The sequence below is a fragment of the Aeromonas sp. CU5 genome (genome assembly GCF_002586745.1).
Taxonomy (GTDB): Bacteria; Pseudomonadota; Gammaproteobacteria; order Enterobacterales; family Aeromonadaceae; genus Aeromonas; species Aeromonas sobria.
Genome location: NZ_CP023817.1, coordinates 1627263 through 1640061 on the forward strand (window position 1 = coordinate 1627263; position 12799 = coordinate 1640061).

A 12799-nucleotide genomic window follows, 5' to 3' on the forward strand; every position below is an offset into this window, starting at 1 on the left:
AACTGCATGACCATCGCCATCCAGGATCGCATCGGTTGCGACTATATCCAGCAACTGCGACAGCAACTGCCCCACGCCATTATCGACGAGCAGTGGCAGACCGCCGATCAGGCCACCCTGACCGTCAAGCCCACCGATCTGGTGGCCCTCACCAGCCTGATCTTCCACAAGCAGGGGGGTTGGCTCTCGGTTTCGTTTGCCAATGACGAGCGCAGCCTCAACGGCCACTTCGCCGTCTACCACGTCTTCTCCATGGAGGGCGACACCAAGAGCTGGATCACCGTCAAGGTGCTGGTCAATGCCATCGAGCAGGAGTACCCCTCCATCACCCCGACCATTCCGGCGGCGGTGTGGGGCGAGCGGGAGATCCGCGACATGTACGGCCTGCGCGCCGTCGGCCTGCCGGACGAACGCCGTCTGGTGCTGCCGGACGACTGGCCGGAGGATATCCACCCCCTGCGCAAGGACGCCATGGATTACCGCCAGCGCCCGATGCCCACCACCGACACCGAGACCTACCCCTTCGTCAATGAGCTGGGCAATGAGGCCAACCGCATCGTGCCGGTGGGCCCGCTGCACATCACCTCGGACGAGCCGGGTCACTTTCGCCTGTTCGTCGATGGGGAAGACATCATCGACGCCGACTACCGCCTCTTCTATGTCCATCGCGGCATGGAGAAGCTGGCGGAAACCCGCATGGGCTACAACGAAGTGGCGTTTCTGACCGACCGGGTCTGCGGCATCTGCGGCTTCACCCACAGCGTCGCCTACACCACCTCGGTGGAGAACGCCATGGGCATTAAGGTGCCCGAGCGGGCCAAGATGATCCGCGCCGTGCTGCTGGAAGTAGAGCGCCTGCACAGCCATATCCTCAACATCGGCCTGTCCAGCCACTTCACCGGTTTCGACACCGGCTTTATGCAGTTCTTCCGGGTGCGGGAGAAATCCATGACCCTGGCCGAGCTGCTGACCGGTGCCCGCAAGACCTACGGCCTCAACCTGATTGGCGGGGTGCGCCGCGATATCTTCAAGGAAGATCGCATCAAGGGCGCCCAGCTGGTACGGGAACTCCGTGATGAGCTCAAACCCCTGGTTGCCATGCTGCTCGACACCGCCAACATCACCTCCCGTCTGGTGGGGATAGGCCGCCTCGATCCGCAAATCGCCCGCGATTTCAGCTGCGTCGGCCCCATGGTGCGGGCCAGCGGCTTCAAGCGCGACGTGCGCCGGGTCCACGACTTTGCCGCCTATCGCGAATTGCCGATGGAGATCCAGACCCTGGCGGGTTGCGATGTGCAATCACGGGTGCTGGTGCGCATCCACGAGCTCTACGACTCCCTCGACATGATTGAGTTCGGTCTCGAGCACCTGCCGGAGGGGCCGCTGCTGACCGAAGGGTTCACCTATCAGCCAGGCAAGTTTGCGCTGGGCTTTACCGAAGCGCCCCGTGGCGAAAACGTCCACTGGAGCATGACCGGCGATAACCAGAAGCTGTTCCGCTGGCGCTGCCGCGCCGCCACCTACGCCAACTGGCCCGCCCTGCGCTACATGCTGCGTGGCAATACCGTCGCCGATGCGCCACTGATCATCGGCAGTCTGGATCCCTGCTACTCCTGTACCGATCGGGTCACCCTGGTCGACCCCAAGAAGGGCAAGTCCACCGTGGTCTCCTACAAGGAGATCGAGCGCTACGGTATCGACCGCAAAAACTCTCCGCTCAAGTAAGGGGTCATCATGATCAAGCTGTTCAAGACCATCCTCAAGGCTGGCACACCGACCGCCAAGTACCCCTTCGCCCCTTACGAGGTGAACCGGGATTTTCGCGGCAAACCGAAATATCAGGCGGATCAGTGCATCGCCTGCGCCGCCTGCACCAAGGCCTGCCCGGCCAACGCGCTGGTGATGGAAGTGGATATGGAGACCGGCGAGCGACGCTGGGAGATCTCCATGGCGCGCTGCATCTTCTGCGGCCGCTGCGAAGAGGTCTGCCCGACCCGCGCCATCGCCCTCTCTCCCGAGTTCGAGCTGGCGGTGACCAACAAGGCTGACTTGTATGAGGAGGCCCGCTTCGCGCTGGCCCCCTGCACCCTGTGCGGCACCTACTTTGCCCCGAGCAAACTGGTGGCACTGGTGGAGGATACCCTCAAGCAGGCAGGCACCCCGCTGGCGACCCCGGAGCGGCTGCACCACTGCCCCGACTGCAAACGAAAACAGAGCATGCTGAGCCAGCCTGACTCGGCCATGACCACACCGATTGCCACACCGATGACCACACAACAGGAGTGGATGTGATGAGCAAGATCAAAGGCATAGAACCGGTTGTCGGCCATGCCCATACCCGCGCCGTGCCGCTGGCACAGGATCCCGAGATCACCAAACTCAAGAAGACCCTGCTCAAAGACATTCGCCGCTCGGCCTATGTCTATCGGGTCGATTGCGGCGGCTGCAACGCCTGCGAGATCGAGATCTTCGCCACCATCACCCCGCTGTTCGATGCCGAGCGCTTCGGCATCAAGGTGGTCGCCTCCCCCCGTCACGCCGACATCCTGCTCTTTACCGGCGCTGTGACCCGGGCGATGCGGGTACCGGCCCTGCGCGCCTATGAAGCAGCCCCCGATCCCAAGATCTGCATCGCCTACGGCGCCTGCGGCTGTGACGGCGGCATCTTCCACGATCTCTACTGCGTCTGGGGCGGCACCGACAAAATCGTGCCGGTGGATGTCTATATCCCCGGCTGCCCGCCCACACCTGCCGCCACCATCTACGGCTTTGCGGTGGCGCTCGGTCTGCTTGAGCAGAAACTGACCGCCACCAGCCACGAAGTGCAACCTGGAGTGCGGGTCGAGCTGCGCCACACCGGCATCCCCAATGAAATTCGGGTGATGATCGAGCGCGAAGCGCGCCGCATGGCCGGTTACCGTCAGGGACAGATCATCGCCGACGAGTTTATGGCGCTGCTCGAAGGGGCGACCCAGCAGGATGTGGATCTGCGCATCCAGAGCTATCTCGATCAGCATAGCGACCCTCGCCTGTCGGAGATCGTCAACAACCTGGCCAACGCCTGCCTCAACCGGGCGGCAGGCAAGGGAGAGGCGGTGCATGGCTGACGAAGTTTTCTTCTATCGCCTCTCGCGCAAGTTCGTCGACGAGCAGTTCGACGTGCCGGAAGAAGCCAAAGAGGTGATGTACTACAGCCTCGCCATTGGCCACCACCTCGGCATCGTCGATTGCCTGCGGGCAGATCTGGTCTGCTCGCAGGATGGCTATCGCAACTGGGTGGCCAAGCTGCCCGAAGGGAGCGAGGCGCGCCGCAAGATGGAGGGGTTTCTCACCTTTGGCGAGATCACCATCTATCGCGAACACTGCCACATGCTGGCCTGTGCCTTCGACCGGCTGCGCAAAGCCGACAATGTGCTTGATGAGCAGCAGCTGGGCTGGACCAACATTTTTATGGATCAGCTCACCGCCCTCTTTAACGATCCCCATATGTACCTGATGGTAAGGAGCCGCTGATGGGCTGCAATCTTGTGTTGACCGTGGGCAATGCCATGATGGGGGACGACGGTGCCGGCCCTTATCTGGCGGACAAACTGCAAGCCGCCCCCCTGCCCGGCTGGATCCATATCGACGGCGGCATCGCGCCGGAAAATGTGGTCTACAAGGTACGGGAGCTGCAACCGGCGCGGGTGGTGCTGGTGGATGCCGCCGAGATCGGCGAAAAGGCGGGCACCCTGCAGGTGATCCCCCCCGAGACCATCGCCGAGATGTTTATCTTCTCGACCCACAATATGCCGCTCAATTTCCTGATCGACGAGCTCAAGACCTTTGTCCCAGAGGTGATCTTTGTCGGGGTGCAACCGGCCATAGTGGCGTTCTCCTTCCCGATGACCGAGATGGTGAGCGGGGCCATGGATTATCTCTATGGCCATCTGGAGGATGCCAAAGATAGCAGTTTGTTAATAAAACATCTGGCGCAGTGGAATATTGCCAACGCCGAGCGATAACTATTTATCGAGTTGTTAACGACCGTTATTGACTGACGCTTTTGGCAATGTGATCGAGGCCCGATGTTAAATTAAAAACATCGGGCTAATTGTGCTGAACTTGATATAAAACAAGGTTCTTTGAATTTTTCAAAAAATCGCTAACCCTCGCTTTTTTATGATAAAAAAAGCGTTGCCAGTCACAGAAATTTGCCACAAAATAGCGGCCGTTACGGAAGTTGATGGGGTCTGGTGGCCTCCTCGGTCTTCAAAACCGATGTGAGCCGAGAAGGCTTTGGCAGGTTCGATTCCTGCCTCTTCCGCCAAATTTATCTATTGAGCAAATACCATTTAGCCGATCTTTATCGGTCTGGCATTTATGTTTTATCGCTTGTTCAATATATTTGAAAGAATACCTTAGTAAAAGGTGCTTACCGCTTGCCAATATAATCCGAACTCAGGTTATCTCGCTGGCCAAAAATTAATTTATCAGCATCGATGAAGCATTAATTTTATACGCGCTCATTTATGCTCCCTGTTTGCGCAATCTGCAAACTGCCAGCAGTGCCATAACCCGTCAGCTCGGCCTCTCTATCGGCAAACCGGTGCGCATATCAAACCCACGCACTGCACTGGTAATCCCATGCCGAACCCGTCTCACGCGCCAGCCATCCCCCATCGCCAGCCCGCATCAGGTCAGGCTGCCGACGATTCACTGCCAGATTCAGAGCAACAGCCCAGCCAGCAACACACGCGCCGTCTGCCCCAAGTAGAACAGCTGCTGCAGCAACCTTTTCTCGCCGGGTTTATCGAGGCGCTGAGCCGCCCGCTGGTGACTCAGGCGGTGCGCGACACCCTGAGCGAACTGCGCCAGAGCGAGGCATTTCGCCAGCATGGAGTTGCCCACGAGCAGATCGAGGCGCTGATTGCCAAGCGTTGCCAACAGCAGCTGCGCCAGCGTCAGACCCGGGTGATCAACGCCACCGGCACCCTGGTGCATACCAATCTGGGGCGCTCGCCGCTCAGCCACGAGCTGTGGGACGAGGTGCGTGACCTCAACACCGGCTACAACAATCTGGAGCTGGATCTCGCCACCGGCAAACGCGGCGGGCGCAAGGGGCTGATCGCTCCCCTGCTCCGTTGCCTCACCCAGGCCGAAGATTCACTGGTGGTCAACAACAACGCCGCCTCCCTCTTCTTGCTGCTGCAGGAGGTGGCCAAGGGGCGCGAGGTGATCGTTTCGCGGGGCGAGCAGATCCAGATTGGCGGCGGCTTTCGCATTCCCGACATTCTGGCGCTCTCCGGCGCCAAGCTGGTGGAGGTGGGCACCACCAATATCACTACCGCCAAGGATTACCTCGATGCCATCACCGATCAGACCGCGCTGGTGCTGATGGTGCACAAATCCAATTTCGCCATTCGCGGCTTTACCGAATCCCCCGATATTGGCGAGGTGGCCCGCGCCCTGCCCGAGCACGTGGTGCTGGCGGTGGATCAGGGCTCGGGGTTGACCACCGAAGAGTTTGCACCGGATGAAACCTCGGTGCGCCAGTACATCAAGGCGGGGGCAGATCTGGTCTGCTACTCCGGCGACAAGCTGCTGGGGGGCCCGCAATCGGGCATCATCAGCGGCCGCAGCGATCTCATCAAGCGGCTGGAAAAACACCCCATGATGCGCACCTTCCGCCCGAGCCGCATCATCTACTCCCTGCTCGAACGCCTGCTCATCCACAAGCTCAACAAATCTCCCATCGGCGAAGGCATCGCCCAGCGCACCTTAAGCAACCCGACTGCCATGCAGGCGAGAGCTGATCAGCTGATGGCCGCCCTGCCCGGCTGCTTTGTGCCGGTCCCCGCCCAGCTGGTGGTGGGCGGCGGCACCCTGCCGGATGAGTTTTATCCGGCGCCTGCGCTGGAGTGCACCGACCCGCGCCCAGCCCAGCAGCTGCTCGATGCCCTGCGCGAACTTCCCGTCCCGGTGATTGCCACCGTGCGCCAGCAGAAAGTGCTGCTCAATATGGCCACCCTGCTGCCGACCGAGATGGAACTGCTGATCGCCCAGCTTAACGAGCTACTGTTGCCCAGCTCAACAAGTGCGACCGAGGAGCCTTGATCCCATGACCCCCTATCGCGCAGTTATCGGTCTGGCTGGCCACGTGGATCACGGCAAGACCCTGCTGATCAAGGCCCTCACCGGCATCACCACCGCCCGTGCCCACGAGCAGGCCATCGGCATGACCCAGGATCTCGGCTTTGCCCACTTTGACGACGGTCAGGGCAACACCATAGGCGTCATCGATGTGCCCGGCCACGAGCGCTATATCCGCAACATGGTGGCGGGGCTCTGGAGTCTGGATCTGGTGCTGCTGGTGATTGCCGCCGATGAGGGGTGGATGCCGATGACCGGCGATCACCTGCGCCTGCTCAAGGCGATGGGGGTGCCGCGCCTGCTGGTCTGCATCAACAAGTGCGATCTGGTCTCCCCCGACGAGCTGGAGCTCCTTGAGGAGAGCCTGCTGGAGCGGGTGATGGACGAGAGCGGCATGGTGCCCGATATCGTCAGCGTCAGCGCCAAAACCGGCGAGAATATGGCTGCCCTACACGCCGCTATCGTGCGCCAGCTGGGGGATATGGCCGAGCATCATGCTCCCCGCGAACAGGCCGCCCCGCGACTGTATGTAGACCGGGTCTTTACCGCCAACGGCACCGGCACAGTGCTCACCGGCACCCTGCAGCAGGGCAGCCTCAAGGTGGGGGACAAGCTGCGCCTCTACCCCGCCGATCGGGAGGTGCAGGTGCGCTCCCTGCAGGCCTATCACCAGAGTGTCGACGAGATTGGCGCCGTCTGTCGGGTGGCGGTGGGCCTGAAAAAAGTGCCCCACAAGGAGGTGGCTCGCGGCCACTGCCTTACCAGCGCTACGGGCCAGTGCGAGGCGGCGACCCACCTTATCGTGCGACTCAACGCCGAGAGCCTGAGCGGCAAGGCGCTACGCACGCAGGAGGTGGAAGTGGCCCTCGGCAGCTGGCATGGCCGAGCGCGCTTTGTACCAATAAAAGACACCCGGCTGGCACGGCTGATCTTTAGCAGCCCCATCCCCTGCTTCTTCGGCCAGCCGCTCGCCATCATTCGCCACGGCAGCAGCGAACTGCTGCACGGCGCCCGTATCGTCTGGTGCGGTGACATCCATCCCGCCAGACGCAAGACGCTGCACACCCTGCTGGGCGAGCTACCGGATGACTTGGAGCACTACAACCCGGCCACCCTGCAACTGGGGCTCAACGGCTATGTGCTGGCCAGCCGCTTTGACCAGCAGCCAGAGCAGGTCACCCCCCTCGGTGAGTGGCTGCTGGACAACCACTGGCTGGCCCAAAGCCGCGACCAGCTGCTCGCCACCCTGGCCAGCGAACCGCTGAGTGCCGCAGAGCTTGCGACCCGCTTTGGCATCGCCCTGCCGGTCACTCAGGCCCTGCTCCAGCAGCTCAAAAGCGAGCAGCACATTCGCCTGCACCATGACAAGTGGCAACCGGGCAGTGGCGAGTCGGAAGATGATTTGGGGGAAGAGGCGCTGCTGGTGCTCAAGGTGGTGCGAGATCAAGGCAAGGAGGGGTACGAGCCCGGTAAACTGGGCCCCGGCGGCGTGGAACTGGATCCCTTTATCACTCGCAAGCTGCCCGCGGCCCTGCAGCAGGGCTTGCAACAAAAAGGCGCGTTGCAAAAGCAGCTGCGCAATCTGGCGCGACTCAAGTATCTGGTGCAGCTCGATGGCCCCATCTACTACGACGCCGTGCTTTACAACCAGATGGTCGCCGCCGTGCTGGCGGGCCAGCAGGTGGGAGATCTGATCGACATGGCATCCCTCAAGGAGATCACCGGCTTGTCGCGTAAATACGCCATTCCGTTCTGCCTGCGCATGGAGATGGATGGCTGGGTACGGCGCGAGGAGAACGAGCGCCGGGTGCTGCGTTTGCCACAAACTCAAGATGAAATGGAGCCGGCATGAGCGCCACCATCGCCCTCTCTATCTCTTCCAATCCTGCGGCCAACCGGCTGCGCCGCGAATTTCATATGGACGGCATAGTGCAGGGAGTCGGTTTTCGCCCTTTCGTCTATGGACTGGCACTGCGCCTCGGCCTTACCGGCTATGTGCTGAACGATGCCAATGGCGTCACTATTGGCGCCGAGGGTTCCCCCGAGCAGCTGGCCGCCTTTGCCCGCGAACTGCGGGAATTGGCGCCGCCGCTTAGCCGAATCGATCATTTCAGCGAACAGGAACTGCCCCAAGATCCGGATGCCGACTACGACGGCGCCTTTCATATCAAGGCAAGCCAGCAGCAGAGTGCCGCTACGGTCGCCATCTCGCCGGATCAGGGGATGTGCGAGGCGTGCGCCACGGACGTGGCCAACCCCGCGGATCGCCACCATCACTACCCCTTTACCAACTGCACCCACTGCGGCCCGCGCTACACCATCATCCGCCGCCTCCCCTACGACAGGCCCCACACCGCCATGGCGGGCTTTGCCATGTGCCCGCGCTGCGCGGCGGCCTATGAAAACCCGCTGGACAGACGCTACCACGCCCAGCCGGTAAGCTGCCCCGAGTGCGGGCCCCATCTCAGCTGGCGTTCCGGCCACGGCGATGCGCTGGCCGAGCGCGAGGATGCCCTGCAAATTGCTGCCCGCGCCTTGCAAGCGGGGGCACTGATTGCGGTCAAGGGGATGGGGGGTTATCACCTGATATGCGATGCCCTCAATGAACAGAGTGTTGCCAGATTGCGAACGCTCAAGCGGCGTGCGCGCAAGCCGCTGGCGGTGATGATGGGCTCCCTTGCCGAGGCCAAACTCCATGTCACCGGCAGCGAAGAAGAGTGGCAGCTGCTCGCCTCTCAGGCCAGACCCATCACCTTGCTGCACAAACGCAAAAACGATGATCGGCTCTCAGAACCCCAACTGACAACCGCGCCGCTGGCCGAGGGGATCGCCCCCGGCATCCCCTACCTTGGCGTCATGCTCCCCTATACCCCGCTGCACCAGCTGCTGCTAGACGCCTGTGCCATGCCGCTGGTGGCCACCAGCGCCAATGGTCGCGGCAGCCCGATCCTTGTCGAGTGCGAGGCGGTGGTCAGGGAGCTCGGGGGCGAGATTGACGGCATCCTGGATCACAACCGCCCCATCCTGCACCCCTGCGACGACAGTCTGGTGCAGTGGGCAGGCGGGCGGCGCCAGACCCTGCGGCTGGCACGGGGCTATGCCCCCTGCACCCCCAGCCTGAAAGCGGCGGTCAAGGTGCCGCTGCTGGCGGTCGGGGCGCAGCAGAAGAACCAGCTGGCGCTCGCCTTCGGCCGCCAACGCATCTACAGCCCCTATATCGGCGATCTGCACAGCCTGCCGATGCAGGGGCACTTCGAGCAGACCCTCGCTACCTTTCGCGATCTCTACGATCTCAAGCCCGAACTGCTGGTCTCGGACTGCCACCCGGGCTACCTCAGCCACCAGTGGGCCAAGGGCTATTGCCGCGAGCACAACGCCACCCATATCGAGGTGCAGCACCATCACGCCCACCTGCTGGCAGTGATGGCCGAGCATGAGATCACAAGCCCGGTGCTGGGGGTTGCCTTTGATGGCACCGGCCTTGGGGATGACGGCACCCTCTGGGGCGGCGAGCTGCTGCTGGCCGATGTGAAAGGCTTTACGCGGGTTGCGCACCTCACTCCCTTCAAGCTGATCGGCGGCGAGGCGGCCATTCGCGAGCCGGTGCGCCAGCTGCTGGGGCTACTGTTCGAATCCTATGGCGTGGAGCAGATCAGCGCCCTTGATATTCCGTTGGTAAGCCAGCTACCTATCGAGCGGATCAGCAATCTGCACCAACTCTGGCATCTTGGTCGCAACGCCCCTTACACCAGCTCCATCGGTCGGCTGTTCGATGCGGTGGCGGCGCTGCTGGGGGTGATCGATACCCCCGATTACGAGGGCGAAGCGGGACTCCTGCTGGAGGCGGCTGCCTTGCAGCTGCACCCCGATGAGCAGCCCTTCTCCCTCGCCTTTGGCCTAAGCCAATCAGCGGAAGGGCCGCTGCAGATCGAATGGGCCGAGCTCATCAATACCCTTGTCAGCGAGCGGCGCCAAGGCACCTCCATCGCCAGCCTAGCTGCCGGTTTTATCCGCGCCATCAGCGATTTGATCGTTGCCCTGGCCGAGCGCTTCCCCGGCTATCTGGTGGCACTGGGGGGCGGCGTATTTCAAAACCGGGTGCTGATGGACCAGCTGGCGCCCGCTCTCGAAGCAGCCGGTCGGCAGGTATTGACCAGCGAAACCCTGCCGCTCAATGACGGTGGCATCGCCGCCGGTCAGCTCTGGTTTGCCATCCACCATCTTGCCACGCACCAACCTGCCACAGCCGGTTGTACCACCTTGTCGGAGTCCTGAAATCCATGTGTCTATCCATCCCCTCTCAGGTGGTGCAGCTGCACCCCGAAGATAACTGCGTCACCGTCGACACCCTGGGGGTGCAGCGGCGCGTCAGCTGCATGCTGCTCGAAGACCCCCTCAACCTCGGCGACTATGTGCTGCTCCATATCGGCTTTGTGATGAGCAAGATTGATGAAGAGGAGGCGCAGGCCAGCCTCGAGAGCTTCCGCCAAATAGTGGCGCTGATGCCCGATCAGGATATCTTGCCATGCTGACCTTGAACGACCTGTTTCAGGGCTTTCGTCAGCCCGACGTCATTCGCGCCCTCGCCGCCCAGATCACCGAACTGGCCAAGGATCTGCCCGAACCGCTGCGGGTGATGGAGGTGTGCGGCGGCCATACCCACACCATCATGAAGTACGGCCTGCACCAGCTGCTGCCAGCCAGCATCGAGTTTGTCCACGGTCCCGGCTGCCCGGTCTGCATCATGCCGAAAGAGCGCATCGATCAGGCCATCGAGCTAGCCCGCCAACCGAACGTCATTCTGGTCACCCTGGGGGATATGATCCGGGTGCCGGGCTCCAAGGGCACGCTGGCCCAGCAACGGGCCAAGGGGAGCGATATCCGCCCGGTCTATGACCCCCTCGACGCCCTGCGTATCGCCAAAGAGAATCCGGACAAAACCGTGGTCTTCTTCGCCATCGGTTTCGAAACCTCCACCCCGATGACTGCGGCGCTCTTGGCAGCAGCCGAAGCTGAGGGGATTGAGAACCTCCTGTTTCATATCAACCATGTGCTGGTGCCGCCCGCCATTCACGCTGTGATGGCCGACGGGGTTGCCAAGGTGAACGCCTTTATCGGCCCCTCCCACGTCAGCGTCATCACCGGCGCCGATATCTACCTGCCTATCGTTGATCGCTATCAGGTGCCGGTGGTGGTGAGCGGCTTCGAGCCAGTGGATGTGATGGAGGCGCTGCTGATGATGGTGCGCCAGAAGGTGGAGGGTCGCTACGCGCTGGAGGTGCAGTACACCCGCGCCGTGACTGCCAGCGGCAATAAAACCGCCCAGCGGCTGGTCGAGCGCTTTTTCGAGACCCGCGATCACTTTCGCTGGCGGGGTCTGGGGGATATCAACGCCTCCGCCCTGCGCCTGCGCGATGCGTTTGCCAAGCGCGATGCGGAGCGTCACTTCGTGCTTGATCAGACTCCCATCGATGACCACAAGGCGTGCCAGTGCGCCGATATCCTGCGCGGCTTGGCCAAACCCAACCAGTGCAAAGTCTTTGGCCGGGGCTGCACCCCGACCCAGCCCATGGGCAGCTGCATGGTCAGCTCCGAAGGGGCCTGCAATGCCTACTACCGATATATGGGGATCCAGGAGCAATGAGAGAAATCCAACTTAGCCACGGCGGCGGCGGCGTGGAGATGAACCAGCTGATCAACCAGCTCTTCTTTCGCCACTTTGGCAACGAGATCCTGCTGCGCGGTGAAGATGCCGCTCTGCTGCCGGTAAGCGGGCCCATCGCCTTCACCACCGACAGCTTTACCGTCTCGCCGCTGTTCTTCGAGGGTGGCGATATCGGCAAGCTGGCCATCGCCGGCACGGTCAATGATCTCGCCATGATGGGGGCCAAACCCGAGTATCTGAGCGCCAGCTTTATCATCGAAGAGGGCTTCCCCTACGCCGATCTCGCCCGCATCGTCGAGTCGATGGCCGCTGAGCTTGCCAAAAGCGGCGCCCGCATCGTCTGCGGCGACACCAAGGTGGTGCCCAAGGGGGCGGCCGACAAGATCTTCATCAACACCAGCGGGGTCGGCACTTTCCCGCTGCCCGAACAGAGCCGGGGCATCTCGGTACGCAACCTTAAAGCCGGTGACGCCATTCTGGTGTCGCGGGATATCGGCAGCCACGGCGCCTGTATCCTGATGGCCCGTGACGCCCTGCAACTGGGATCGACACTCAAGAGTGACTGCACCACCCTCTGGCCGCAGGTAGAAGAGCTGCTGAAGGCAGACATTACCCCTCACGCCCTGCGCGATGCCACCCGCGGTGGCCTCGCTGCCGTACTCAACGAGTGGAGCAGCGCCTCCCAGGTGGCCATCGAGCTGGAGGAGTCCGCCATTCCGGTGTGCGATCCAGTGCGCGGCCTGTGCGAACTCTACGGTTTCGAGCCCCATGATCTCGCCAACGAGGGGACCATGGTGCTGGCCCTACCTGCCGAACAGGCGCAGGACGCGCTGGGCATCTTGCGGCAATTCAACCCCGCCGCCAGCCAGATCGGCGTGGTGCAGGCAAGCGATCGCCACAAGGTGATCCTCAATAACCCCTGGGGCAGCCGCCGTTATCTGGAGCTGCCGCAGGGGGAACTCCTCCCGCGGATCTGCTGATCGGCCATGTCGCTCACCCATA

Annotated in this window: 11 protein-coding genes and 1 tRNA gene; all 12 read left to right on the plus strand. The window is 62.2% G+C overall.

Annotated elements, in window-relative coordinates; all coding sequences use genetic code 11:
- Positions 1 to 6: 6 nt before the first annotated feature.
- The 12 genes from CK911_RS07220 (at position 7) to hypE (ending at position 12777) form a co-directional block, all read left to right on the plus strand.
- Positions 7 to 1725: an NADH-quinone oxidoreductase subunit C gene (locus CK911_RS07220; RefSeq protein ID WP_098969473.1), complete on the plus strand. Its 1719-nt coding sequence runs from the start codon at positions 7 to 9 to the stop codon at positions 1723 to 1725.
- Between the two features lie 9 nt (positions 1726 to 1734).
- Positions 1735 to 2292 carry a formate hydrogenlyase complex iron-sulfur subunit gene (locus tag CK911_RS07225; RefSeq protein ID WP_068979488.1) on the plus strand — a complete coding sequence of 186 codons (558 nt, stop codon included), beginning with the start codon at positions 1735 to 1737 and terminating at the stop codon, positions 2290 to 2292.
- A complete protein-coding gene (locus tag CK911_RS07230; protein ID WP_098969474.1) occupies positions 2292 to 3107 on the plus strand; it encodes an NADH-quinone oxidoreductase subunit B family protein in 816 nt (271 codons plus the stop codon). Before CK911_RS07225 ends, CK911_RS07230 begins: the two co-directional genes overlap by 1 nt.
- Entirely contained in the window at positions 3100 to 3513 is a 414-nt protein-coding gene (locus tag CK911_RS07235; RefSeq protein ID WP_098969475.1) for a formate hydrogenlyase maturation HycH family protein, read from the plus strand. The genes CK911_RS07230 and CK911_RS07235 overlap by 8 nt, the downstream gene beginning before the upstream one ends.
- Positions 3513 to 4004 (plus strand): hydrogenase maturation peptidase HycI, encoded by a 492-nt coding sequence (gene hycI, locus CK911_RS07240; protein WP_111806812.1) that lies wholly within the window; start codon positions 3513 to 3515, stop codon positions 4002 to 4004. Before CK911_RS07235 ends, hycI begins: the two co-directional genes overlap by 1 nt.
- 213 nt (positions 4005 to 4217) lie before the next feature.
- A tRNA-Sec gene (locus CK911_RS21140) sits at positions 4218 to 4309 on the plus strand.
- 317 nt (positions 4310 to 4626) lie between these two features.
- Entirely contained in the window at positions 4627 to 6096 is a 1470-nt protein-coding gene (gene selA, locus CK911_RS07245) for an L-seryl-tRNA(Sec) selenium transferase (RefSeq protein ID WP_172953978.1), read from the plus strand.
- Between the two features lie 4 nt (positions 6097 to 6100).
- On the plus strand, positions 6101 to 7984 hold the full coding sequence (gene selB / locus CK911_RS07250) for a selenocysteine-specific translation elongation factor (protein ID WP_098969476.1): 1884 nt from the start codon (positions 6101 to 6103) through the stop codon (positions 7982 to 7984).
- Entirely contained in the window at positions 7981 to 10407 is a 2427-nt protein-coding gene (hypF, locus tag CK911_RS07255; protein ID WP_098969477.1) for a carbamoyltransferase HypF, read from the plus strand. Before selB ends, hypF begins: the two co-directional genes overlap by 4 nt.
- Positions 10408 to 10412: 5 nt before the next feature.
- A complete protein-coding gene (locus CK911_RS07260) occupies positions 10413 to 10664 on the plus strand; it encodes a HypC/HybG/HupF family hydrogenase formation chaperone (RefSeq protein WP_098969478.1) in 252 nt (83 codons plus the stop codon).
- On the plus strand, positions 10658 to 11776 hold the full coding sequence (gene hypD / locus CK911_RS07265; protein ID WP_098969479.1) for a hydrogenase formation protein HypD: 1119 nt from the start codon (positions 10658 to 10660) through the stop codon (positions 11774 to 11776). Before CK911_RS07260 ends, hypD begins: the two co-directional genes overlap by 7 nt.
- A complete protein-coding gene (hypE, locus tag CK911_RS07270) occupies positions 11773 to 12777 on the plus strand; it encodes a hydrogenase expression/formation protein HypE (protein ID WP_098969480.1) in 1005 nt (334 codons plus the stop codon). The genes hypD and hypE overlap by 4 nt, the downstream gene beginning before the upstream one ends.
- Positions 12778 to 12799 lie beyond the last annotated feature (22 nt).